Below are 24,731 nucleotides of genomic sequence, written 5' to 3'. Positions count from 1 at the left end.
AAACTAAAAAATGCAAATCTAGGGGCTTTCATGTTAGAAGATATAACATAAAAGCCCTTTGTTTCTTTCTTGAATTGCTACTATAAAGTGCTATAATAATAGTATATAATAGAAGAAAAGAGGACAGGGATATGAAGAACAAAAGAATATTTAATGACTTCCAAGCTTCAAAAATGAGTTTAAACATTTACACAAGTCCCTTGTTAGCCTTTGCTTTTGTCTTCATAGGAGAGTTTGTGGCTTATACTCTGTACGGTATTAGTTTGTTAGCTCTCATCGGACTTGCTAGAAATTTTGGAGAGGCTGGTCAAAATCTTGCAAGCTACTTGCAGACCTTGCAGCAGAGCTTGACGGATAAAACAAGTGACTTTCGTTTAATTTTAGAATTGCTGGCCTTTGGTTTCGTTCTCAACACTGTGTTTAGATGGACTAGAAAAGTTGAGAAAAGACCTATTCGAACTTTAGGATTTTATAAAGAAAATTTCCTCAGCAATCTTCTTATAGGATTTGGTATAGGTCTGGCACTTTTTCTTCTGACCTTGTTAGGTTTGGTGGCCTTAGGGCAATATCGTTTGGAGTCCATTCGCTTGAATCCTTATTCGTTTTTCTTTGTTGTCTTTACTATCCCATTTTGGATTTTACAGGGGACAACAGAAGAAGTGGTGGCCCGTGCTTGGCTCCTTCCTCAATTGGCCTCAAGAACTAATCTAAAACTTGCTGTTGTCATATCTAGCATACTTTTTACCCTGCTTCATATGGGCAATTCTGGTCTAACACCTCTATCTCTAGTGAATCTCTTCTTATTTGGAGTTGCCATGTCTCTTTACCTTCTCAAAACCGATACAGTTTGGGGTGTTGCAGGTATTCATGGGGCTTGGAATTTTGCTCAGGGCAATCTCTTTGGGATTTTAGTTAGTGGTCAACCGTCAGGAACGTCTCTGATGACCTTTTTACCACAAGGAGATCAAGGCTGGCTATCAGGTGGGGCTTTTGGGATAGAAGGTTCTATCATGACAAGTTTAGTCTTGTTACTTTTGATTTTCTATCTCGCTCATCAATTAAAGAAAGAAAATGAAAGGATGTGACTCAGGTCCGTCCTTTTCTTCGTGAAAATACTATAAGTATGCTAAAATAGGAATAGCACATGGAGAGAGGATTCTTATGATCAATCGTATTACAGATAATCAATTTAAACTAGTATCAAAATATCAACCATCAGGAGACCAACCTCAAGCTATTGAGCAGTTGGTTGATAATATCGAGGGGGGAGAAAAAGCTCAGATTCTGATGGGGGCGACTGGTACAGGGAAGACCTATACCATGAGTCAGGTTATTTCCAAAGTCAATAAACCCACTCTGGTCATTGCCCACAATAAAACTCTAGCAGGGCAGCTCTATGGGGAGTTTAAGGAATTTTTCCCTGAAAATGCCGTTGAGTACTTTGTGTCTTACTATGATTATTACCAACCTGAGGCCTATGTCCCTTCCAGTGATACCTATATTGAAAAGGACAGCTCTGTCAATGACGAGATTGACAAACTCCGACACTCAGCGACTTCAGCCCTTTTGGAGCGTAATGATGTTATTGTCGTGGCCTCAGTCTCTTGTATCTATGGTCTGGGTTCGCCCAAGGAATACGCTGATAGTGTCGTGAGTCTCCGTCCTGGTCTAGAGATTTCTCGTGATAAACTCTTGAATGACTTAGTTGACATCCAGTTTGAGCGAAATGATATTGATTTCCAACGGGGAAGATTTCGTGTGCGTGGGGATGTGGTGGAGATTTTCCCAGCATCTCGTGATGAACACGCCTTTCGAGTAGAATTCTTTGGAGACGAAATTGACCGTATTCGTGAAGTGGAGGCTTTGACAGGTCAGGTCTTGGGAGAAGTGGATCATTTGGCGATTTTCCCTGCGACTCACTTTGTGACCAATGACGACCATATGGAAGTTGCCATTGCTAAAATTCAGGGCGAATTAGAAGAGCAACTAGCTGTCTTTGAGAAGGAAGGCAAATTACTTGAAGCTCAGCGTTTGAAGCAGCGGACAGAGTATGATATTGAAATGCTGCGTGAGATGGGCTATACCAACGGGGTTGAAAACTATTCACGCCACATGGATGGACGGAGTGAAGGAGAGCCTCCTTATACGCTTCTCGACTTCTTCCCAGATGATTTCTTAATCATGATTGACGAGAGCCACATGACCATGGGGCAGATCAAGGGTATGTACAATGGAGACCGTTCGCGTAAAGAAATGCTGGTTAATTATGGTTTCCGCTTGCCGTCTGCCTTGGACAATCGTCCTCTCCGTCGTGAAGAATTTGAAAGCCATGTCCATCAGATTGTTTACGTTTCAGCGACACCAGGCGACTACGAAAATGAACAGACCGAGACCGTGATTGAGCAAATCATTCGTCCGACGGGGCTTTTGGATCCTGAAGTGGAAGTCCGTCCGACAATGGGACAGATTGATGACCTCCTAGGTGAAATCAATGCCCGTGTTGAAAAGAATGAACGAACCTTTATCACCACTTTGACTAAGAAAATGGCAGAGGATTTAACCGACTACTTTAAAGAAATGGGCATCAAGGTTAAGTACATGCACTCAGATATCAAGACTTTGGAACGGACGGAGATTATCCGTGACCTGCGCTTGGGTGTCTTTGATGTCTTGGTCGGAATCAACCTGCTCCGTGAAGGAATTGACGTTCCTGAAGTGAGCCTAGTAGCTATTCTCGATGCTGACAAGGAAGGTTTCCTTCGTAACGAACGTGGACTCATCCAGACCATTGGACGTGCCGCCCGTAACAGCGAAGGGCATGTCATCATGTATGCGGACACGATGACTCAGTCTATGCAACGTGCTATGGATGAAACGGCCCGTCGTCGCAAAATCCAGATGGCTTATAATGAAGAGCATGGTATCGTGCCTCAGACAATCAAGAAAGAAATCCGTGACCTGATTGCTGTGACCAAGGCAGTTGCTAAGGAAGAAGACAAGGAAGTTGATATCAATAGCCTCAACAAACAAGAACGCAGAGAACTTGTCAAGAAACTAGAAAAACAAATGCAAGAAGCCGTCGAAGTGCTTGACTTTGAACTAGCAGCTCAGATCCGTGATATGATGCTGGAAGTCAAGGCGTTGGATTAGATAGGAGAGAACGAATGACAAATATAGAAAATAATAAATTTCCATGCTGGGGTCAATATCCAAAAAACGATTCCATATTTAATTATGTTCACACAAAGCTCGATGAAAATATAATTCCTGAGATTCCTGATGAAGATTTTAGAGCACTATCGGATTTTCCTTTGATTTATATTTATATATCCCCTATTCAAAGTGATGGACGAAGGTTTTATTATATAGGTCAGACTATTGATGTGAGTAGGAGAACTAAAGAGCATAGTGAAAAGTTAAAAAAAGAAAATTATGAACGTTTTAAAGAATTTATAAATGGTGAGTATATAGCTTTTTATGGAGAGAATATATCTCAAAACTTAAACTATATTGAAAAACTTTTAATTTTAACTTTTGTAGAGGAATTTAATTTTTTAAATTTTGTAAACATGAATAAAGAAGATGGTTACGTTGGTAAATTACTTGCAAACAAAGATAGAGGTAATGAATCTGGAAAATATCAAGCATTAAGAGAAGTTGTTGAAAAAGATGTAATCAATAATATTCTTAAATTTTTACAGGAAAATAAATTAATTGATGATAAACCAAATTTAAAGCGAGTAACTTCAAGTTTGTTTGCAGAAAGTCCATTCTTTGAACTTACAAAAAATCAAAATTCTATTTTAAATAATATTTTAGAAGCAAATGATAAGCACATTCATCTTATTAAAGGTGGGGCTGGAACTGGGAAGACCGTACTATTATTACATCTTATTGCTCGTTTAAAATTGAAAAACAAAGAAAGCAAAATTGCAGTTTTTGTAAAAAATACACATAGAGATCGTTTTAAAAAAATTTTAACAAGTTACGGATTGAAACCTGATGATAATGGCATTGACATTGTTACTTTTAATCAATTATCAGAAACTAATACTGAGTACGATTATATTATTATTGATGAGGCACAAAGAACAACTAGATTAATTGAAGGGTTAGTTTATCCCACAGGAGCAAAAAATGATACGGATATTCTAAAAAGATTAAATGAAATTATCGGAAAGGAAAAAGAGTACACAACTGAAGAAAAAATTAAGGGATTAAAATACCCTTCCGTTTTACATTTTATCAAAAAGAAATTTACTAAATCACATCTAATAATTTCTTATGATGACTCCCAACGTTTAAGAAAAGTTGATGGTATTGATATTAAAGAAATATTTAATGATAAAGATAAGAATAAAGAAAAAGAACAATTAAAAGAACCAGAAATAGATAAAGATAATATTTGTGAATATACATTGGAAGCGCAACTAAGAATTTTAAATGGTAAATCTGAAAAATTTGCAGAGGAATTAGTTACTTTTATTAAAGAATTATTAGGTATCTACCATAAAAAATTAGATGATAAATTCATAAATGATTATAAAAATAAAATAGGAGAAGTAGACTATTTTAGGATTGCCTCAAATATAGAGGAATGGGTAAAATATGTATCAGAGAAGCAATTTAGATTTCCTGAAAAGAAATCACTTTGTTTGGCCGGATACTGCAAACCTGTAAAAAAAGCAAATGATTATGAATTCATAAAAATTAATTCCAATGGAGATTCATTAAAATGGAGTATGGATGGAGAAAAGTTTAGAAATTATGCAAATAAATCAACAGAAGTTGGAAATGTTTATGATATTCATGGTTTTGATATAGATTTCGCATCTATTTATATTGGCAAAGATATCTATCTAGATGAGAAAGAAAAATGTATAAAAGTAAATAAAGATAATTCTTTCGATACAGCTGCTAAAAAAGGTGTTGATCAAATTGATGAGTTTGTAAAAAATGCATATTATATCTTATTGACGAGAGCTGTTTACGGTCAAATGGTTTACGTTGAAGATGACAAATTAAGAGAGTTTTTACTCAAAATATTTCTGGCTGACGAAAATTAATTGATTGTGAAATAGTATATTGATTTTTAACAAATGCAAGAAGCCGTCGAAGTGCTTGACTTTGAACTAGCAGCCCAGATTCGTGATATGATGCTGGAAGTGAAGGCCTTGGATTAGGGGAATTTTATGAATATTTTAGTTATTAATGGACATCCTGATAAAGAAAGCTACTGTCAAGCAATTTTTCAAACGATTGTAGAAAGTATAGACTCAAAGAGACATGAACTTGAAGTGATTAATCTTAATGAGGAAGAGTTTGATCCTGTTTTACGTTATGGTTATCGACAAAGAATGGAGGACAATCCGTTTATTCTACGCTCTCAAGAATTAATCCAGTGGGCAGATCATTTCATTTTTGTTTATCCTATTTGGTGGAGTAGCATGCCTAGTCTATTGAAGGGGTGGATTGATCGTGTTTTTACGCCAGGCATTGCATACTCCGCAAATAATCGTGGAAGCTTTATTTTGAACTACTTGAGAGGTAAACAGTTCAAAAAATTACTAAAAGGAAAAACAGCTAGTATCTATGCAACCTCCATGGCACCAACTTGGTGGTACAAAGTATTTTCAGGTCCGATTAACATTCCAGACAGTTATGGAATATCAGTATTAAAGAATGCTGTATTGAATCACTGTGGCATAAAAACAAAGAGGGTTTCAATCTTGGGAGAGTTAGGCCGTGAAGTAAATACAAGTTCAACAAGACAAAAATTTCTACAAAAAGTAGCAAAGGAAGTCAGGGTGTTGAATTAAGGAGAAGAAAATAAATGACGGTTATTATCAAATCAATGGAAACTCCTGAAGAAATAGAAGGTAAGTCCCTCGTTCACTGGCAGACGTGGAGAGAGGCTTATGATGGCCTTTTGCCTGCAGAATTTCAGGAGACGATGACACTAGAAAGATGTCGATTCTTTAGTCAAAAATATCCAGAAAATACATTGATCGCGATGGATGGCATGAAGGTGGTTGGTTTTATCAGTTATGGTAACTTTCGTGATGAGACTATTCAAGCTGGTGAAATTATTGCTTTATATGTTTTAAAAGACTATTATGGAAAAGGTATTGCACAAAAGTTAATAAAAGCAGCTTTGATTGCTCTTAATCATTTTTCTGAAATTTTCTTATGGGTATTGAAAGATAATAAGCGCGCAATTGCTTTCTATCAAAAAATGGGCTTTACTTTTGATGAACAAGAAAAGATACTTGAACTTGGAAAGCCCATAAAGGAAAAACGGATGGTATTCTATTCTAAATAATTTTAAAAAGTAGAAGCTAATGGTACTGGTACCAAGTCTAAAAATTTAATAAATTAGAAAGTGAGTAAATTTATGTCTCGAGCACAATTAACGATTTTAACAAATATTTGTCTGATTGAAGATCTCGAAGCTCAGCGCGTGGTGATGCAGTATCGCGCTCCTGAAACTAATCGCTGGTCCGGTTATGCCTTTCCAGGAGGCCATGTAGAAAATGGCGAATCTTTCGCAGAGTCTGTCATTCGTGAAATCTATGAAGAAACAGGGTTGACTATCCAAAATCCTCAACTTGTCGGCATTAAAAATTGGCCACTAGATACAGGTGGGCGCTATATTGTCGTTTGTTATAAGGCAACTGAGTTCTCTGGTACCCTTCGCTCTTCAGATGAAGGAGAAGTTTCTTGGGTGCAAAAAGACCAGATTCCAAACTTGGATCTGGCCTATGATATGCTACCTTTGATGGAGATGATGGAAGCATCGGACAAATCTGAATTTTTCTACCCTCGCCGTACAGAAGACGATTGGGAAAAGAAAATCTTCTAGTCTTTTACTAAATAACCTAGCTGATCCAAGGCCTCCTCGATATAGTGGAGGTCTTGTTGTGTTTCGGCTTCGACTAGGTGGTAATGGACACCATCTGTTAATTCAGATAAAGGTCTAAAATCAGAATGTTCGACTTGTTCTAGAAAATGTTGAACATCTCTGCGGCAAGACAGTTTAAGCAAGGTTTCAATTTCTCCATAAACGGGATGGTCAATCAAAGTATTCTGGACACGTCCTCCATTATCGACGATAGCAAGGAGTTCTTGACCGATTTCTTCAACTTCATGTTTCACCTTGAAAAGTTTATGGACATAAGGATTGGTATCAATTTGCTTATAGACGTAGCCACGATTAGTGGATAGGATAGGAGCACCATCGGCTCTCAAAATTGCAATGTCCTGCACAATGACCTGACGTGTGACATGAAAATGTTCCGCCAAACTTTGGCCATTAAGGGCTTTAGGAGCTTCTTTCAAGAGTTGGAGCAGGGCTTGTTTGCGATCTTTTGTCATAGCTTTTCCTTTTAACGGCGTTTTCGAAGCACTTTATAGACAGCTAGTGCTAATGTATAGTCTACCATACTATGTATAATTGTACCAAATCCAACTAGCACAAATAGAACATAAAACATATTTTCTACATTGGTACCAGAAGTTGCGTAAAAAAGGACACAGGCTAATACTTCAGCAAGGGCATGGATAAGCGCTAAAACAAAGTTAAATATCCAAGAAGATTTTGGTTTATCAAGGGTTTCGGGGAATTTTTGTAGGTAAAGAGCTCCCAAAGTCCCAAAAAAGATATGGGAAAAAGCTCGAAAAACGATAACCATGGGATAGCCAGCCATCAAAAATCCAAAACTAGAGGCCAGGATGACAAAAACAGCCATCAAGGGCGACAAGAACATGGCGATAAAAATAGCGATGTGGCTCCCCAAAGTGTAAGAAGCAGGAGGAATGACAATCTTAAAAGGCATAATAATTGGAATCAAAATCGCAATAGCCGTTAAGAGGGCAGTCATTGTCATAAATTGTGTCTTTTTCCGTGTGTTCATAAGAATCTCCTTTTTAACTGTATATACACTAGTATAGTACTATAAAGAAGACAATAAAGCAAGGATTTACTTGGGTTTATAGGTCATTTTTTAATTAAAGACTCGTAAACATTTCACTAAAAATCAAAACTATATAGAGCGAAATCTCCACCCTCAAGTATGAAAGTGGAGATTGTTTTTATTTTTTCAAAGTTTGTAGTCTTGGAACAATGGCTAGGGTTAGAACTGCGGAAATGACTAATTCGGCAATTGAATTTGTTGAGATAACAGTTGCTAGGAGTTTTTGGATATTACCATCAAAAACATTTCCAAAAAGGTAGAAAATTCCACCAAGTACAAAGACTGTATTAGTAAGTGAACCAAGGGCGCCAGCTAAAATCAGACCAGTTTTATTTTTCATTAGTTTATAGACCAGATAAGGAGTTAAACCAATCAAAATACGTGGGACAATGGCAATAATAGCTGAGTAGATGTTTCCGTTTGGTACAAATGGGGAGAAGAGGTAGCTTGTCGGTAGAATTGTAATCGTGTTAACAGTTAAGCTAAGTAGTCCCATCAAGAAACCAAGTGTAACACCAACGCGTGGACCGTAAATAATGCTGGCAATGATGACAGGAATATGAACGATGGTCGGTTTGATTGGAAATGGAAAAAGGTTAAAGATAAGCGAGCTTAGAAAATGAATCACAAGCATGGTTGCAAAAAAGATAGCAATGGGTGCAATATTAGAGCGTTTTTTCATCGAGAGTTTCCTTTATTCTTTCTAAAATAATTGTGAGGTCGGCTAAGGCTCCTCGTCCATGGTCGCCACAAGCTAGTAGGGATTCTTTTGGAGCAATCAGCTGATAGCCGTAGCTTTCTAATGTTTTCAGATTAGCCTGAGTTGCTGGATGTTCATACATCTTTGTATTCATAGCAGGTGCGATGAGTTTGGGAATATGACTTGGCAAGGCTAGAGCCATACAAGTTACCATGTTGTCAGCAAAGCCGTGGGCTAGTTTTGCAATAGTGTTAGCTGTTGCAGGGGCCACGATAAATAAATCTGCTTTTTTTCCAAGTTCGATATGATTGACTTGATTAGGATAGGGTTCTTTCATGACATCCAAGTGGACGTAATTCTGTGAGAGTACCTGTAGTGTCAAAGGTTGGATAAACTCTGTAGCAGCCTGGGTCATTAAGACAGTGACTTGATGGCCTTGTTTTATTAGAGAACTGACTAAATCTGCCGACTTGTAAGAGGCGATTGAGCCCGTTACAGCCAAGAGAATGTTTGCCATAGCTTTCCTTTCTATGAATGATAGGCTTGAATTTTTTCAAGGAGGAGTTTTGCAATTTCTTCTTTAGTCTGGACTGTTTGAAGCTGATCTTTCTCAACAAAGATAGCACGATGCTGGTTCGCTGAGATTTGAGTGAGGTCATTTGCAATGATTAAGTCTGCTTGGTTCTTGATAAGACTTTTTCGGGCAATCTCGATGAGATAATCCTCAGAGACATCAACCAGCAGTTTGAAACCAATCAGATGAATAGCAGGATTCCATTCCTTGACTAGAGAGATGATTTTGGGTGTCTTTTTAAGGAACAAAACCTGAACCTCATCAGTTGAAGAAATCTTAGCCTGATGATTCTGCTTGCTTAAAAATTCTTCTAGATTGGAACTAGCTTGGACTTCCTCCAGCCCTGTCATATAGACAGGAGTGTAATCAGATACGGCCATTGAGTGAATCAAAACCTGATAGTCCTTAACACGTTCTTGCATTTCAAGAAGAAGGTCGTTTGTATTGTTAACTTCTCGAATAGTTAGGTTGGGATGGGATTCTGGCTTCACAGCTCGTTTTGTCGTCATTAAACAAACTTCATGCCCTGCAGCAAGCAAGGTTTCAGTGATGATTTTGCCCAAGCGACCTGTAGAATGGTTAGTGATAGAGCGGACGCTATCGATAGCTTCACTGGTACCGCCCGATGTAACTAAAATTTTCATAGCACTATTGTACACAAAAATAAACGGTAAGTAAAATGAAAGTGATAAAATTTTGGTAAAAGGAAAGAATATAGTTTCAAACTATAAAGCCATATAAAATTTAAGAAAGGACTCTAAGAACCTTAAAAACAGGGATATTTACGAACGTTTAGAGAGTTTTAGGATGTTAAAAATCTTGTTTTGTGTTATAATGAATTATCATATAAGAGGTTAGAGGAGTTTTGAATGAAAACAGATATTGAAATTGCACAGAGTATTGAGTTGGAACCAATCGTTGATGTTATAGAGAAACTTGGAATTTCTTACGACGATTTGGAGTTGTATGGAAAGTACAAGGCTAAGCTCAGCTTTGATAAAATTCGTGCAGTTGAGAGCAATCCAGTTGGGAAATTGATTTTGGTTACTGCTATCAATCCAACACCTGCAGGTGAAGGAAAATCAACCATTACCATTGGTCTTGCGGATGCCTTAAACAAAATCGGTAAGAAAACCATGATTGCTATTCGCGAACCATCTCTTGGTCCAGTAATGGGTATTAAGGGTGGTGCGGCTGGTGGTGGTTATGCCCAAGTTCTACCAATGGAAGACATCAACCTTCACTTTACTGGAGACATGCATGCCATTACAACTGCCAACAATGCGCTTTCTGCCTTGATTGACAACCACTTGCACCAAGGGAATGAGCTGGGAATTGACCAACGTCGTATCCTCTGGAAACGTGTTGTGGACTTGAATGACCGTGCTCTTCGCCATGTGACCGTTGGACTTGGTGGTCCTCTAAATGGTATTCCACGTGAGGATGGCTTTGACATTACCGTCGCTTCCGAAATCATGGCAATTCTTTGCTTGGCAACAGACATCGAGGACTTGAAACGCCGTCTGGCTAATATCGTTATCGGTTATCGCTATGACCGTACACCTGTTTCTGTTGGTGATTTGCAGGTTGAAGGTGCCTTGGCTTTGATTTTGAAGGATGCTATTAAGCCGAACCTAGTTCAGACAATTTACGGTACACCTGCCTTTGTACATGGTGGTCCATTTGCCAATATCGCTCATGGATGTAACTCTGTCTTGGCAACGACAACAGCCCTTCACTTGGCTGATTACACAGTTACTGAAGCTGGTTTTGGTGCGGATCTTGGTGCTGAGAAATTCCTTGATATTAAGACACCAAACTTGCCAACATTTCCAGATGCAGTAGTTATTGTTGCAACCCTTCGTGCTCTTAAGATGAATGGCGGTGTGGCTAAAGACGCTTTGACAGAAGAAAATGTAGAAGCAGTGCGTACCGGTTTTGCTAACTTGAAACGCCACGTTGAAAATATCCGTAAATTTGGAGTACCTGCAGTCGTAGCTATTAACGAATTTGTATCTGATACAGAAGCCGAAATTGCAGCCTTGAAAGAACTTTGTGACTCAATCGATGTACCAGTTGAATTGGCTAGTGTCTGGGCTGATGGTGCAGAAGGTGGAGTAGCACTTGCCGAAACAGTTGTCAAAACCATCGCTGAAACCCCAGCTAACTATAAACGTTTGTATGACAATGACCTTTCTGTCCAAGAAAAGATTGAAAAGATTGTCACTGAAATCTACCGTGGTAGCAAAGTGAACTTTGAGAAGAAAGCTCAAACACAAATCGCTCAAATCGTTCAAAACGGTTGGGACAAATTGCCAATCTGTATGGCTAAAACTCAATACAGTTTCTCAGATAATCCAAATGCACTTGGAGCACCTGAAAACTTTGAAATTACCATTCGTGAATTGGTACCAAAATTAGGTGCAGGCTTTATCGTTGCCTTAACTGGCGATGTCATGACCATGCCAGGCCTACCAAAACGTCCAGCAGCTCTCAACATGGATGTTGAAAGTGATGGAACTGTCCTAGGTTTGTTCTAGTATATTGTAATTGACTTTATACTCTTCGAAAATCTCTTCAAACCACGTCAGCTTCACCTTGCCGTACTCAAGTACAGCCTGCGGCTAGCTTCCTAGTTTGCACTTCGATTTTCATTGAGTAAAAAATGAGTTTGGAAATAATATCCAAGCTCATTTTTTATCTAGATATAAGGAGTCGTCTTCTACACGCAACCAGTCTAGGTAAAGATATTTTCCCTGAATTCTGATATAATAGAAATATTGACTTCAAGAGTAAGGAAGAGAAGATGAACGCATTATTAAATGGAATGAACGACCGTCAGGCTGAGGCGGTGCAAACGACAGAAGGTCCCTTGTTGATCATGGCGGGGGCTGGTTCTGGAAAGACCCGAGTTTTGACCCACCGTATCGCTTATTTGATTGATGAAAAGCTAGTCAATCCTTGGAATATCTTGGCCATTACCTTTACCAACAAGGCTGCGCGTGAGATGAAGGAGCGTGCTTATAGCCTCAATCCAGCGACTCAGGACTGTCTGATTGCGACCTTCCACTCCATGTGTGTTCGTATTTTGCGTCGCGATGCGGACCATATTGGCTACAATCGTAATTTTACAATTGTCGATCCAGGAGAGCAGCGAACGCTCATGAAACGCATTCTCAAGCAGTTGAACTTGGATCCGAAAAAATGGAATGAACGAAGCATCTTAGGGACTATTTCCAATGCCAAGAATGACTTGATTGATGATGTGGCCTATGCAGCTCAAGCAGGTGATATGTACACCCAAATCGTTTCACAGTGTTATACAGCCTATCAGAAAGAACTGCGTCAGTCGGAGTCGGTTGACTTTGATGATTTGATTATGCTGACCTTGCGTCTCTTTGATCAAAATCCTGATGTTTTGACTTATTACCAGCAGAAATTTCAATACATCCATGTTGATGAGTACCAAGATACCAACCACGCTCAGTACCAACTGGTCAAACTCTTGGCTTCCCGTTTTAAAAATATCTGTGTTGTTGGGGATGCGGATCAGTCTATCTACGGTTGGCGAGGTGCTGATATGCAGAATATTTTGGATTTTGAGAAAGATTATCCCCAAGCCAAGGTTGTTTTGTTAGAGGAAAATTATCGCTCAACCAAAACAATTCTCCAAGCGGCCAATGAGGTTATTAAAAACAATAAAAACCGCCGTCCTAAAAATCTCTGGACTCAAAACGCTGATGGGGAGCAAATCGTTTACTATCGTGCCGATGATGAGCTGGATGAGGCTGTATTTGTAGCCAGAACCATCGATGAACTTAGTCGCAGTCAAAACTTCCTTCACAAGGATTTTGCAGTTCTCTATCGTACTAACGCCCAGTCTCGTACTATTGAGGAAGCCTTGCTCAAGTCTAATATCCCTTATACCATGGTTGGTGGAACTAAGTTCTACAGCCGTAAGGAAATTCGTGATATTATTGCCTACCTCAACCTTATTGCCAATTTGAGTGACAATATTAGTTTTGAGCGTATTATCAACGAGCCTAAACGTGGAATTGGCCCGGGAACTGTTGAGAAAATCCGTGATTTTGCAAATATGCAAGACATATCCATGCTAGATGCTTCAGCTAATATCATGTTGTCTGGTATCAAGGGGAAGGCGGCCCAATCTATCTGGGATTTTGCTAATATGGTTCTGGATTTGCGGGAGCAGTTGGACCAATTAACTATTACAGAGTTGGTTGAGGCGGTTCTAGAAAAAACAGGTTACGTCGATATTCTTAATGCCCAAGCGACCTTAGAAAGCAAGGCTCGGGTAGAAAATATCGAAGAGTTTCTTTCTGTTACTAAAAACTTTGATGACACCTCTGATGTGCCAGAAGAGGAAACTGGTTTGGACAAATTGAGTCGTTTCTTAAATGACTTGGCCTTGATTGCGGACACAGATTCAGGTAGTCAGGAGACATCAGAAGTAACCTTGATGACCCTACATGCTGCTAAAGGTCTCGAGTTTCCAGTTGTCTTTTTGATTGGGATGGAAGAAAATGTCTTCCCGCTTAGTCGTGCAGCTGAGGATCCAGATGAATTAGAAGAAGAACGCCGTCTGGCCTATGTAGGAATTACGCGTGCTGAGAAGGTTCTCTATCTAACGAATGCTAATTCCCGTTTACTCTTTGGTCGTACTAGCTACAATCGCCCTACACGTTTTATTAATGAAATTAGTTCAGACTTGCTTGAATACCAAGGTTTAGCTCGACCAGCCAACACTAGCTTTAAGGCGTCATACAGCAGTGGTGGAGTAGCTTTTGGTCAAGGCATGAGCTTGGCACAGGCACTTCAGAATCGTAAACGAAATGCCTCTCCAACATCTATCCAATCTAGTGCTTTGCCTTTTGGACAATTTGCTTCAGGTGAGAAAGAAACTTCAACTGATACTAGTTGGTCCATTGGTGACATTGCCCTCCACAAGAAATGGGGAGAGGGAACTGTTCTGGAAGTTTCAGGTAACGGAGCTACTCAGGAATTAAAAATCAATTTCCCAGATGTTGGTTTGAAAAAACTTTTGGCTAGTGTAGCCCCAATTGAGAAAAAAATATAATTTTCCATCCTTCTCACGAATAATAAAGTGAGGAGGATTTTTATGTATAGTATTTCATTCCAAGAAGATTCACTATTACCAAGAGAAAGGCTGGCAAAAGAAGGAGTAGAAGCGCTCAGTAACCAAGAGTTGCTAGCTATTTTACTTAGGACTGGAACACGTCAAGCTAGCGTTTTTGAAATTGCCCAGAAAGTCTTGAGCAATCTTTCAAGCCTAACGGATTTGAAAAAAATGACCCTGCAGGAATTGCAGAGTCTGTCTGGTATCGGTCGTGTTAAGGCTATAGAATTACAAGCTATGATTGAACTGGGGCATCGTATTCACAAACATGAGACTCTTGAGATGGAAAGTATTCTCAGTAGTCAAAAGTTAGCTAAGAAGATGCAGCAGGAATTGGGACATAAAAAACAAGAGCACCTGGTGGCGCTCTATCTTAATACTCAAAATCAAATCATTCATCAACAGACCATTTTTATCGGTTCTGCAACTCGTAGTATCGCTGAACCGCGAGAGATTCTTCACTATGCCATCAAGCATATGGCCACCTCTCTCATCTTGGTCCACAATCATCCTTCAGGAGCGGTTGCGCCTAGCCGAAATGATGATCATGTCACTAAACTTGTTAAAGAAGCCTGCGAACTGATGGGGATTGTCCTCTTGGACCATTTGATTGTCTCACATTCTAGTTACTTTAGTTACCGTGAAAAGACAGATTTAATTTAAAGTTCATTTACGACATAGTCAAAGAGGTTTTTATCCTTGGGACGATTTTCAAACAGAAATTCTGGATGCCATTGGACACCGAGAAAGGCAACATCATCCGTACTCATGACAGCTTCAATGATACCATCTTTAGGATCATGAGCCGCAATCTTTAAATTTGGTGCTAAATCCTTAATACTCTGATGGTGGAAGGAGTTGATATGGGAAATTTCTCCATAGATTTCTCGAAGAACAGTATCTGGTTCTGTCACCAAGCGTTGGGTTGTGTACTCAGCAGAACAATCTTGCCAGTGGTCTTCGATATCTTGATACAGAGTTCCACCCATGGCAACGTTAAAGAGTTGAGTCCCACGACAGACGGAGAAAATAGGCTTTTTCTGTTTAATAGCTTCCTTGATAAGGGCCAGTTCGAAGATATCTCTTTGAAGGTGGTAGTCATCGCTATCAATGGTTTTTGGTTCACCATAGAATTTTGGATCGACATTTTGCCCACCTGTCAAGATGAGCTTGTCAATCAAACTGATATAGTGGCTAGCCATTTCTTGATCACCAATCGGTAGGATGATGGGAATCCCTCCAGCGTCTTTAACGCCTTCAACAAAGCCTTTTGTTGCGTAGCTCATCATGATGTCATCATCTGGATGAATTTTTTCGTTTCCTGTTATCCCAATAACTGGTTTTTTCATAAAATGATTTTCGCTTTCTAATCCTCTTTTCGCATGAAGTAGAGGAGGGTTTGGAGTTCACTTGTCAAATCGACATACTGAACGACCACGTCTTTTGGTAAATGCAGATGGACTGGTGAAAAACTGAGGATTCCTTTCACGCCAGCATCCACCAAGAGATTGGCAACCTCTTGTGACTTGACGCTGGGAACAGTTAGGATCGCAGTTTTGACATCGGCATTCTTGATTTTATCCTTGATTTGAGAAATTCCGTAAATGGGAATCCCATCAGGAGTTTGGGTCCCGACCTCAGGGTGGTCATCTAGATCAAAGGCCATGATAATCTTCATCTTGTTACGCTCGTGGAATCGGTAGTGGAGAAGGGCATGGCCCATATTTCCAATACCTACCAGCATAACATTGGTGATCGAGTTATCATTGAGCAAATCGGCAAAAAACGTCATCAGTTTTTTGACATCATAGCCAAAACCACGACGACCTAGTTCACCAAAGTAGGAAAAATCACGACGAACTGTCGCTGAATCAATACCGATAGCCTCTGCAATTTGCTTAGAGTTGGCACGTTCAATCTTTTCTGCATGAAATCTCTTAAAAATTCGATAGTAGAGAGAGAGTCTTTTCGCTGTAGCTTTTGGAATAGCAGACTGTTTATCTTTCACAAAATCACAACCTTTCTATTCTTCTATTTTATAGAAACATTGTGAAAAAATCAACAAAAATAATAAAAAACTAAGAAAAATCTTAGTTTTGATGTAACAATTCTGTTTGTGATAGAAAACGGTAGAGTTCTCCGACCAGTCCTTGGTAAACTTCCTGTCCCTCAAAAGTCAAAGAAGTCACATAAAGTGTATCTGGTAGGGTCACACATCCTGACAAAGCCAGCATGAGAGCTTCATAATCCTCATACTTGAGTGTACGCTCTACCTGGTAGCTATCCTTATAGGTCAGTTCAAACATCTTGGCTTTATCTTTCTGATTTTGTAAAGACACCACGTTCTACCAAGCTATCCATGAGGAAGTAGAATTTTTCCTGATGAATGTGGTGGTCTTCTGATTTGAAAATATCAACTAGACGAAGGCCAAACTTGTCAGTGATATTGATTTTAGCCCCTGTAAGTTCCTTGTTAATGATGATTTTGAGTTGGAAGCCTTCACCGCTGTTTGGCACTTTTTCCAAAAGACGAGTCAGTTCATAGTTACCAACCTTTGTCTCAAAAAAAGTGTTGTCTTTGAGGGTGAATTTTTTAACAGAAGGGCTAAGAGTGTAGTCGTAACGACAATTTTTTAACTGAATGGTTTTTTCAAATGCCATATGGCTAACCTCCAATAATTTCTTTTAAGGTTTTTGCGAGGGTTTGTAGATCTTCAATAGTATTTTGTGACGAGAGACTGATACGAACGGATTCCTTCAAGCGTTCTGAATTTGCTCCGTACATAGCTTCAAGAACATGGCTGGATTGGACAATACCTGCAGTACAGGCTGAGCCAGTAGAGATAGAAATTCCAGCTAAATCTAGACGAAGGAGTAAGAGGTCGTTTTTCTGACCAGGAAATCCAATATTGAGAACATAAGGGAGATGGTGTTGTCCTCTATTCAAGTAATACTGAATTCCCTCTAGCTCTGCCAAAAAGACAGTTTCTAGAATTTGTACATGTTGAAAATGTTCTTCTTGCTTTTCTAAATTTTCTTTTAGGGCTGAAACCATGCCTACGATGGCAGCTAGATTTTCAGTTCCTGCACGTTTTTTCTGTTCTTGGTCTCCGCCATGGATATAGGAATCAAAGTCCATGCTAGATGTGTAGAGAAAGCCGATTCCCTTAGGACCATGGAATTTATGGGCAGAAGCAGTGAGAAAATCAATGCCCAATTCTTCTGGATGAATAGGGATTTTTCCAATAGCCTGAACTGCATCGACATGATAGGCAGCAGGGTGTTGCTTAAGTATTTGGCCAATTTCAGCAATGGGCAGTAGGTTTCCTGTCTCATTATTGGCAAACATGGTAGAAACCAAAATCGTATCGTCACGTAAGGCCTCTTGAATTTGCTGGGCAGTGATTTCTTGATTTTCTGGCTGGATAATGGTTGCTTCAAAACCAAAGTGCTGAACCAAGTAATCAATCGTTTCAAGGACAGCATGGTGCTCAATAGCAGTTGTGATGATATGTTTTCCTTGTTCTTGGTGACGAAGGCAGTAGCCAATGATGGCAGTATTGTTGCCTTCAGTCCCACCAGAAGTGAAAAAGATATGTTGAGGTTTTGTCCCCAGTAACTGAGCTAGTTCCTGACGGGCTTCTCGCAAGAGTTTGCCAGCTTGACGTCCATGTCCATGAATACTAGAAGGATTTCCATAGGTTTCTTGCATAACCTCGGTCATAGCTGAAATAGCAACTGCTGACATGGGAGTCGTTGCAGCATTGTCCAAATAAATCAAAGAATCACCTTATTTCTTTTTGTTGTAGGCAAAGAGTGGGCTGACTGGTTTTCTTTCGTGGATACGGACGATGGCATCACCAATTAACTCACTAGCAGTGATGTAGCATACGTTTTTAGGAGTTTTTTCTTTTGTTGCTACTGAATCAGTCACAAGAATTTCTTTAATCTTAGTATTGTCAAGAAGTTCAGCAGCACCTTCAACGAAGAGACCGTGGCTAGAAACAGCATAAATTTCTGTAGCCCCTTCATGTTCAACGATTTTAGCTGCTTCAGAGAAGGTACGTCCTGTATTTAAAATGTCATCAATCAAGATGGCTTTTTTACCTTCAACATCACCGATGATATAGCCTTCGTTGCGAGTTGCATCGTCTTGAGGGTAGTCGATAATGGCGATAGGAGCATCAAGATATTCAGCTAGGCTACGAGCACGTTTTACCCCTGAATTTTTAGGGCTAACGACAACAACATCGGAACCTCTTAATCCTTTATCACAGTAGTGTTTAGCAAAGAGAGGAACAGTGTAAAGATTATCTACAGGAATATCAAAGAAACCTTGTACTTGAACTGCATGTAAGTCGAGGGTAAGGACGCGATCTACACCAGCTTTAACTAGCATGTTAGCAACTAGTTTAGCTGTTAGTGGTTCTCTAGATGATGCAATTCTATCTTGGCGTGCATAGCCAAAATATGGAAGTACAACGTTGATACTGTGGGCACTTGCACGCACACAAGCATCAACCATAATTAACAATTCCATTAGGTGATTGTTAACAGGGAAACTTGTAGATTGGATGATGTAAACATCGTAACCACGGACACTCTCTTCGATATTAACTTGGATCTCTCCATCAGAAAATTGACGAGATGATAGTTTTCCAAGTGGAATACCGACAGCATCCGCAATTTTTTGCGCAATCTCTTGGTTAGAGTTGAGTGCGAAAAGTTTCATATTTTTTCTATCTGACATTATAGACCGTCCTCTGTAAACTTTATAAATCCTAGTTATATCTGTCTTACCTATATGAACTGGGATTTGTGTATTTTTATCTTTTCTATTTTACCAAAAAATAGAGATTATTTCAGCTATTTTTCATGCTTTTGACAAATCGAACCAATTTTGAAGGGGCTTTTTGGTAGGAAATCTGATTTTTCTCTAAAAATTGTTGGAAATCCTGTTTGCCTTGCTCGTGATTTTCCACTTCAAGCTCCAATTCGTAATCTATCCTATCAAAGTATTGACTCTCATCCAGCGCCATGAGACCAATAGCTGTCTTCATTTCATAGCGAAGTGTTGTGAGACAACCAAGCACCTGCCATTTCTTACTTTGGATACCATGTTTAGCCAATTCATCAAAAACCAGCCCCTGAGGTAGTTCTTCCTTGCTCAGATAGTTCTCAGCATCTTTTAGTTGCAATTTTTGGTTGTATTCCATGTTTCCAACACTTTGTGGGACTTTGAGTGTCAATTCTGCCCAGTCTTCAAAGGTTCGAATGCGCATAGCAACTTTTTTTTCTCGCAGTTCAAAATCAGGTGTGTCGATGTAGTAATTTTTTTGAAGAACAGGAGTGACGCCTGTGAACTGGTCTTTTAGACGATCGTATTCATCTTTTTTCAATAGTGTTTTCAATTCAATTTCTAAATGTTTCATTTTTCTTACCTTTTCTTTATCGTTGAAAGCGGATTTATGGTATAATAAGCATTGTATTTATTGTATATGAATCTGGAGAAAAAATCAAAGATATTTTTGAAGGATAATATGAGAATAAGGGAGAATATATGACCTTAGAATGGGAAGAATTTCTAGATCCTTACATTCAAGCTGTTGGTGAGTTAAAGATTAAACTACGTGGTATTCGTAAGCAATATCGTAAGCAAAATAAGCATTCTCCGATTGAGTTTGTGACTGGTCGAGTCAAGCCAATTGAAAGTATCAAGGAAAAAATGGCTCGACGTGGTATTACTTATGCGACCTTGGAACACGATTTACAGGATATTGCTGGTTTGCGTGTGATGGTCCAGTTTGTAGATGATGTCCAAGAAGTTGTGGCTATTTTGCGCAAGCGTCAGGATATGCGGATTGTACAAGAGCGAGATTACATTACTCATCGAAAGGCTTCAGGCTACCGTTCCTATCATGTGGTAGTAGAATATATGGTTGACACCATCAATGGAGCCAAGACCATTTTGGCGGAAATTCAAATTCGTACTTTGGCCATGAATTTCTGGGCAACGATAGAACATTCTCTCAACTACAAGTACCAAGGGGATTTCCCAGAGGAAATTAAAAAGAGACTGGAAATTACTGCCAAAATTGCCCATCAGTTGGATGAAGAAATGGGTAAAATTCGAGATGATATCCAGGAAGCCCAGGCTCTTTTTGATCCTTTGAGTAGAAAATTAAATGACGGTGTAGGAAACAGTGACGATACAGATGAAGAATACAGGTAAACGAATTGACCTGATAGCTAATAGAAAACCGCAAAGTCAAAGGGTTTTGTATGAATTGCGAGATCGTTTGAAGAGAAACCAGTTTATACTCAATGATACCAATCCGGACATTGTCATCTCCATTGGTGGGGATGGTATGCTCTTGTCGGCCTTTCATAAGTACGAAAACCAGCTTGACAAGGTCCGCTTCATTGGTGTTCACACTGGACATTTGGGCTTCTATACGGACTACCGTGATTTTGAGTTGGATAAGCTAGTGACTAATTTGCAGCTAGATACTGGTGCAAAGGTATCATACCCTGTTCTAAATGTGAAGGTCTTTCTTGAAAATGGTGAAGTGAAGATTTTTAGAGCACTAAATGAAGCCAGTATCCGCAGGTCTGATCGAACCATGGTGGCGGACGTTGTGATTAATGGTGTTCACTTTGAACGTTTTCGTGGAGATGGGCTAACAGTTTCGACACCGACTGGTAGTACAGCCTATAACAAGTCGCTTGGTGGAGCTGTTTTACACCCAACCATTGAAGCTTTGCAATTAACGGAAATTGCAAGCCTTAACAATCGTGTTTATCGAACGCTGGGTTCGTCCATTATTGTTCCTAAAAAGGATAAGATTGAACTCATTCCAACGAGAAACGATTACCATACCATTTCTGTTGACAATAGCGTTTATTCTTTCCGCAATATTGAGCGAATTGAGTATCAAATCGACCATCATAAGATTCACTTTGTAGCATCACCTAGCCATACCAGTTTTTGGAATCGTGTTAAGGATGCATTTATCGGCGAGGTGGACGAATGAGGTTTGAATTTATCGCAGATGAGCATGTCAAGGTTAAGACCTTCTTAAAAAAGCATGAGGTTTCTAAGGGGCTGCTGGCTAAGATTAAGTTTCGAGGCGGAGCTATACTGGTCAATGACCAACCGCAAAATGCAACCTATCTATTGGATATTGGAGACCGCGTTACCATTGATATTCCCGCTGAGGAAGGCTTTGAAACTCTAGAAGCTATCGAGAGACCATTAGACATTCTCTATGAGGATGACCATTTTCTAGTCTTGAATAAACCCTATGGAGTTGCTTCTATTCCTAGTGTCAATCACTCCAATACCATTGCCAATTTTATTAAGGGTTACTATGTCAAGCAAAACTATGAAAATCAGCAGGTTCACATTGTGACTAGGCTCGATAGGGACACTTCTGGCTTGATGCTCTTTGCCAAGCACGGCTATGCCCATGCACGACTAGACAAGCAGTTGCAGAAAAAATCTATCGAGAAACGCTACTTTGCTTTGGTTAAAGGTGAAGGATACTTGGAGTCAGAGGGGGAAATTATTGCCCCGATTGCGCGTGATGAAGACTCCATTATTACCAGACGTGTAGCTAAAGGTGGAAAGTATGCTCATACTTCTTACAAGATTGTAGCTTCTTATGGAAATATTCACTTGGTCGATATTCGCCTGCACACTGGGCGAACCCACCAAATCCGAGTCCACTTTTCTCATATTGGTTTTCCTTTGTTGGGAGATGACTTGTACGGTGGTAGTCTAGATGATGGAATTCAGCGCCAAGCCCTACATTGCCATTACCTATCCTTTTATCATCCTTTTCTAGAGCAAGACTTGCAGTTAGAAAGTCCCTTGCCGGATGATTTCAGTAACCTTATTACCCAGTTATCAACTAATACTCTATAAAAATTGTTTCAGAGTATAATTATTATCTTAAAGGAGAAAACTCATGGAAGTTTTTGAAAGTCTCAAAGCCAACTTAGTTGGTAAAAATGCTCGTATCGTTCTCCCTGAAGGGGAAGAACCTCGTATTCTTCAAGCGACTAAACGCCTGGTAAAAGAAACAGAAGTGATTCCTGTTTTGCTTGGAAATCCTGAAAAAATTAAAATTTATCTTGAAATCGAAGGTATCGAGGACGGTTATGAAGTCATTGATCCTCAACACTACGATAAATTTGAAGAAATGGTTGCTGCCTTGGTAGAACGTCGCAAGGGCAAAATGTCTGAAGAAGATGCACGCAAGGTTTTGGTTGAAGATGTCAACTATTTTGGTGTTATGTTGGTTTACTTGGGCTTGGTTGATGGAATGGTGTCTGGAGCTATTCACTCAACAGCTTCAACAGTACGTCCAGCCCTGCAAATCATTAAAACTCGTCCAAATGTAACTCGTACTTCAGGTGCCTTCCTCATGGTTCGTGGTACGGAGCGTTACCTCTTTGGGGACTGTGCCATCAATATCAATCCAGACGCGGAAGCTTTGGCTGAAATTGCCATCAACTCAGCAATTACAGCTAAGATGTTTGGAATCGAGCCTAAAATTGCTATGCTAAGCTATTCTACTAAAGGTTCAGGATTTGGAGAAAGCGTTGATAAGGTTGTTGAGGCAACTAAAATTGCTCACGACTTGCGTCCTGACCTTGAAATCGATGGGGAATTGCAATTTGATGCAGCCTTCGTTCCAGAAACTGCAGCTCTGAAAGCTCCTGGAAGTACAGTAGCTGGTCAAGCAAATGTCTTCATCTTCCCAGGTATCGAGGCAGGAAATATCGGTTACAAGATGGCAGAACGTCTTGGCGGTTTTGCAGCTGTTGGACCTGTTTTGCAAGGTTTGAACAAGCCAGTTAACGACCTTTCTCGTGGATGTAATGCGGATGATGTGTACAAGCTGACCCTTATCACAGCAGCCCAAGCTGTTCATCAATAAGATTTAGTCCTCTTTCCCTTGGGAAGAGGCTTTTTATACTCAATGAAAATCAAAGAGCAAACTAGGAAACTAGCCGCAGGCTGTACTTGAGTACGGCAAGGCGACGTTGACGTGGTTTGAATTTGATTTTCGAAGAGTATTAATACTAGGAAAAGGACAGTTAGAACCTTCTGTGTTATACTAGAGATATGTTAGATTTGAAAGAATACGGTATCGTCATGTGGCCGGAGGAGAAGATTGTTTCTTTCCGTGAGAAACTTCTCGCCTGGTATGATGAAAACAAAAGAGATTTACCTTGGAGGAGAAGTAAAAATCCTTATCACATCTGGGTATCTGAAATCATGCTTCAGCAGACTAGGGTGGATACGGTTATTCCTTACTACGAACGATTCTTGGACTTGTTTCCGACAGTGGAAAGTTTGGCAACTGCGCCTGAAGAGCGTTTACTGAAGGCTTGGGAAGGTTTGGGTTATTATTCTCGAGTTCGCAATATGCAGGCTGCTGCCCAGCAGATTATGACTGACTTTGGTGGTCAATTTCCAAATACCTATGAAGGAATTTCTAGCTTGAAAGGGATTGGTCCTTACACAGCAGGAGCCATTTCCAGTATTGCTTTTAACTTGCCTGAGCCAGCTGTAGATGGTAATGTCATGCGAGTTTTGGCCCGTCTATTTGAAGTCAACCACGATATTGGGATTCCAAGTAATCGAAAAATTTTTCAGGCAATGATGGAAATCCTGATTGACCCAGAACGGCCAGGTGACTTTAATCAAGCCTTGATGGACTTAGGATCTAATATTGAGGCGCCTGTAAATCCCAGACCAGAAGAAAGCCCAGTTAAGGACTTTAGTGCGGCATATCAGAATGGCACAATGGACCGTTATCCAATCAAGGCTCCCAAGAAAAAGCCGATTCCTATTTACCTTACAGCCTTGGTGGTCAAAAATACTCAGGGACAATTTTTACTTGAAAAAAATGAAAGCGAAAAGCTATTGGCAGGCTTTTGGCATTTCCCCTTGATAGAAGTTGATAACTTTTCGCAAGAAGAGCAGTTTGACCTCTTTCATCAGGTTGCAGAAGAAAATGTGAACTTTGGTCCCAGTCCAGAAGAGAGTTTTCAGCAGGACTATGACCTAGATGTTGACTGGCTTGATGTTTATTTTGAGACTGTCAATCATGTTTTTAGCCATCGTAAGTGGCATGTACAGATTGTAGCAGGTCAGGTAAGTGATTTCCATGATTTTTCAGATAGGGAAGTTCGCTGGCTTTCACCAGAAGAATTCAAGGATGTTCCACTTGCTAAACCCCAACAAAAAATCTGGCAGGCTTATGCAAAAGCCAACTTAGACAGTAGCAAAGACTAGCTATTGTGTCTTCTTGT

Annotated in this window: 26 protein-coding genes and 1 pseudogene; 15 read left to right on the top strand and 12 right to left on the bottom strand. The window is 39.7% G+C overall.

What is annotated here, in order from left to right; all coding sequences use genetic code 11:
* Positions 1 to 131: 131 nt before the first annotated feature.
* The 7 genes and pseudogenes from EII37_RS04355 (at position 132) to EII37_RS04325 (ending at position 6,862) form a co-directional block, all read left to right on the top strand.
* Positions 132 to 1,085: a CPBP family intramembrane glutamic endopeptidase gene (locus EII37_RS04355; protein WP_124787696.1), complete on the top strand. Its 954-nt coding sequence runs from the start codon at positions 132 to 134 to the stop codon at positions 1,083 to 1,085.
* Positions 1,086 to 1,161: 76 nt separating this feature from the next.
* A complete protein-coding gene (uvrB, locus tag EII37_RS04350; protein ID WP_124787695.1) occupies positions 1,162 to 3,150 on the top strand; it encodes an excinuclease ABC subunit UvrB in 1,989 nt (662 codons plus the stop codon).
* Positions 3,151 to 3,164: 14 nt separating this feature from the next.
* Positions 3,165 to 5,066 carry a DNA/RNA helicase domain-containing protein gene (locus EII37_RS04345; protein ID WP_070479023.1) on the top strand — a complete coding sequence of 634 codons (1,902 nt, stop codon included), beginning with the start codon at positions 3,165 to 3,167 and terminating at the stop codon, positions 5,064 to 5,066.
* 30 nt (positions 5,067 to 5,096) lie between these two features.
* Positions 5,097 to 5,183, top strand: a pseudogene (locus EII37_RS11485) (UvrB/UvrC motif-containing protein); the annotation flags it as partial.
* Positions 5,184 to 5,192: 9 nt separating this feature from the next.
* Entirely contained in the window at positions 5,193 to 5,819 is a 627-nt protein-coding gene (locus EII37_RS04335; protein WP_049487240.1) for an NAD(P)H-dependent oxidoreductase, read from the top strand.
* Positions 5,820 to 5,833: 14 nt separating this feature from the next.
* Entirely contained in the window at positions 5,834 to 6,322 is a 489-nt protein-coding gene (locus tag EII37_RS04330; RefSeq protein WP_070479026.1) for a GNAT family N-acetyltransferase, read from the top strand.
* Between the two features lie 72 nt (positions 6,323 to 6,394).
* Positions 6,395 to 6,862, top strand: coding sequence for an 8-oxo-dGTP diphosphatase (locus EII37_RS04325; RefSeq protein WP_000085593.1), 468 nt, complete (start codon positions 6,395 to 6,397; stop codon positions 6,860 to 6,862).
* Here the strand turns inward: EII37_RS04325 and EII37_RS04320 are convergent.
* The 5 genes from EII37_RS04320 to coaB all read right to left on the bottom strand — a co-directional run bounded on the left by EII37_RS04320 (position 6,859) and on the right by coaB (position 9,891).
* Positions 6,859 to 7,374: a transcription repressor NadR gene (locus EII37_RS04320; protein ID WP_000159186.1), complete on the bottom strand. Its 516-nt coding sequence runs from the start codon at positions 7,372 to 7,374 to the stop codon at positions 6,859 to 6,861. The two genes, EII37_RS04325 and EII37_RS04320, sit on opposite strands and share 4 nt — an antisense overlap.
* A gap of 11 nt (positions 7,375 to 7,385) precedes the next feature.
* The gene (locus EII37_RS04315) at positions 7,386 to 7,913 is read right to left on the bottom strand and encodes an ECF transporter S component (RefSeq protein ID WP_070479028.1); all 528 of its coding nucleotides are present in this window, start codon (positions 7,911 to 7,913) and stop codon (positions 7,386 to 7,388) included.
* Positions 7,914 to 8,091: 178 nt separating this feature from the next.
* Complete coding sequence (locus EII37_RS04310; RefSeq protein WP_000747412.1) at positions 8,092 to 8,655, bottom strand: ECF transporter S component; 564 nt, start codon at positions 8,653 to 8,655, stop codon at positions 8,092 to 8,094.
* Positions 8,639 to 9,190 carry a phosphopantothenoylcysteine decarboxylase gene (coaC, locus tag EII37_RS04305; RefSeq protein WP_124787694.1) on the bottom strand — a complete coding sequence of 184 codons (552 nt, stop codon included), beginning with the start codon at positions 9,188 to 9,190 and terminating at the stop codon, positions 8,639 to 8,641. The genes EII37_RS04310 and coaC overlap by 17 nt, the downstream gene beginning before the upstream one ends.
* Before the next feature lie 11 nt (positions 9,191 to 9,201).
* Positions 9,202 to 9,891, bottom strand: a complete 690-nt coding sequence (gene coaB, locus EII37_RS04300; protein WP_124787693.1) for a phosphopantothenate--cysteine ligase — start codon at positions 9,889 to 9,891, stop codon at positions 9,202 to 9,204.
* Positions 9,892 to 10,116: 225 nt separating this feature from the next.
* Between coaB and EII37_RS04295 the strand changes: the two genes are divergently transcribed.
* The 3 genes from EII37_RS04295 (at position 10,117) to radC (ending at position 15,068) form a co-directional block, all read left to right on the top strand.
* Complete coding sequence (locus tag EII37_RS04295) at positions 10,117 to 11,787, top strand: formate--tetrahydrofolate ligase (RefSeq protein WP_124787692.1); 1,671 nt, start codon at positions 10,117 to 10,119, stop codon at positions 11,785 to 11,787.
* Positions 11,788 to 12,053: 266 nt separating this feature from the next.
* On the top strand, positions 12,054 to 14,345 hold the full coding sequence (gene pcrA, locus EII37_RS04290; protein WP_124787691.1) for a DNA helicase PcrA: 2,292 nt from the start codon (positions 12,054 to 12,056) through the stop codon (positions 14,343 to 14,345).
* A gap of 42 nt (positions 14,346 to 14,387) precedes the next feature.
* The gene (gene radC / locus EII37_RS04285; RefSeq protein ID WP_000286928.1) at positions 14,388 to 15,068 is read left to right on the top strand and encodes a DNA repair protein RadC; all 681 of its coding nucleotides are present in this window, start codon (positions 14,388 to 14,390) and stop codon (positions 15,066 to 15,068) included.
* Here the strand turns inward: radC and EII37_RS04280 are convergent.
* From EII37_RS04280 to EII37_RS04250, 7 genes are all read right to left on the bottom strand, one after another.
* Positions 15,065 to 15,754 (bottom strand): gamma-glutamyl-gamma-aminobutyrate hydrolase family protein, encoded by a 690-nt coding sequence (locus tag EII37_RS04280; protein ID WP_084927311.1) that lies wholly within the window; start codon positions 15,752 to 15,754, stop codon positions 15,065 to 15,067. The genes radC and EII37_RS04280 overlap by 4 nt on opposite strands.
* Positions 15,755 to 15,771: 17 nt before the next feature.
* On the bottom strand, positions 15,772 to 16,413 hold the full coding sequence (locus EII37_RS04275) for a redox-sensing transcriptional repressor Rex (protein ID WP_042900738.1): 642 nt from the start codon (positions 16,411 to 16,413) through the stop codon (positions 15,772 to 15,774).
* Positions 16,414 to 16,495: 82 nt separating this feature from the next.
* Complete coding sequence (locus tag EII37_RS04270) at positions 16,496 to 16,711, bottom strand: DUF4649 family protein (RefSeq protein WP_185695950.1); 216 nt, start codon at positions 16,709 to 16,711, stop codon at positions 16,496 to 16,498.
* Between the two features lie 7 nt (positions 16,712 to 16,718).
* Positions 16,719 to 17,066: a DUF1831 domain-containing protein gene (locus EII37_RS04265; RefSeq protein WP_000863540.1), complete on the bottom strand. Its 348-nt coding sequence runs from the start codon at positions 17,064 to 17,066 to the stop codon at positions 16,719 to 16,721.
* A 4-nt stretch (positions 17,067 to 17,070) separates the two neighbouring features.
* The gene (locus EII37_RS04260; protein WP_124787690.1) at positions 17,071 to 18,186 is read right to left on the bottom strand and encodes a cysteine desulfurase family protein; all 1,116 of its coding nucleotides are present in this window, start codon (positions 18,184 to 18,186) and stop codon (positions 17,071 to 17,073) included.
* A 9-nt stretch (positions 18,187 to 18,195) separates the two neighbouring features.
* Positions 18,196 to 19,155, bottom strand: a complete 960-nt coding sequence (locus tag EII37_RS04255; RefSeq protein ID WP_102211581.1) for a ribose-phosphate diphosphokinase — start codon at positions 19,153 to 19,155, stop codon at positions 18,196 to 18,198.
* Between the two features lie 112 nt (positions 19,156 to 19,267).
* Positions 19,268 to 19,837: a CYTH domain-containing protein gene (locus EII37_RS04250; RefSeq protein WP_124787689.1), complete on the bottom strand. Its 570-nt coding sequence runs from the start codon at positions 19,835 to 19,837 to the stop codon at positions 19,268 to 19,270.
* A 128-nt stretch (positions 19,838 to 19,965) separates the two neighbouring features.
* Here EII37_RS04250 and EII37_RS04245 point away from each other — a divergent pair, with 128 nt between their 5' ends.
* From EII37_RS04245 to mutY, 5 genes are all read left to right on the top strand, one after another.
* Complete coding sequence (locus tag EII37_RS04245; protein ID WP_033687049.1) at positions 19,966 to 20,637, top strand: GTP pyrophosphokinase family protein; 672 nt, start codon at positions 19,966 to 19,968, stop codon at positions 20,635 to 20,637.
* Complete coding sequence (locus EII37_RS04240) at positions 20,621 to 21,439, top strand: NAD kinase (RefSeq protein ID WP_033681742.1); 819 nt, start codon at positions 20,621 to 20,623, stop codon at positions 21,437 to 21,439. The genes EII37_RS04245 and EII37_RS04240 overlap by 17 nt, the downstream gene beginning before the upstream one ends.
* A complete protein-coding gene (locus EII37_RS04235) occupies positions 21,436 to 22,332 on the top strand; it encodes an RluA family pseudouridine synthase (RefSeq protein WP_124787688.1) in 897 nt (298 codons plus the stop codon). The genes EII37_RS04240 and EII37_RS04235 overlap by 4 nt, the downstream gene beginning before the upstream one ends.
* Positions 22,333 to 22,375: 43 nt before the next feature.
* Positions 22,376 to 23,350, top strand: a complete 975-nt coding sequence (gene pta / locus EII37_RS04230) for a phosphate acetyltransferase (protein WP_000451571.1) — start codon at positions 22,376 to 22,378, stop codon at positions 23,348 to 23,350.
* Positions 23,351 to 23,538: 188 nt separating this feature from the next.
* Positions 23,539 to 24,714: an A/G-specific adenine glycosylase gene (mutY, locus tag EII37_RS04220; RefSeq protein ID WP_124787687.1), complete on the top strand. Its 1,176-nt coding sequence runs from the start codon at positions 23,539 to 23,541 to the stop codon at positions 24,712 to 24,714.
* The last annotated feature ends 17 nt before the right edge of the window (positions 24,715 to 24,731 follow it).

It is taken from the genome of Streptococcus sp. OH4692_COT-348, assembly GCF_003859975.1.
In the GTDB taxonomy this organism is placed as follows: domain Bacteria; phylum Bacillota; class Bacilli; order Lactobacillales; family Streptococcaceae; genus Streptococcus.
Note: the sequence above shows the minus strand (reverse complement) of the source record. Positions and strands in the feature narration are given on the sequence as shown.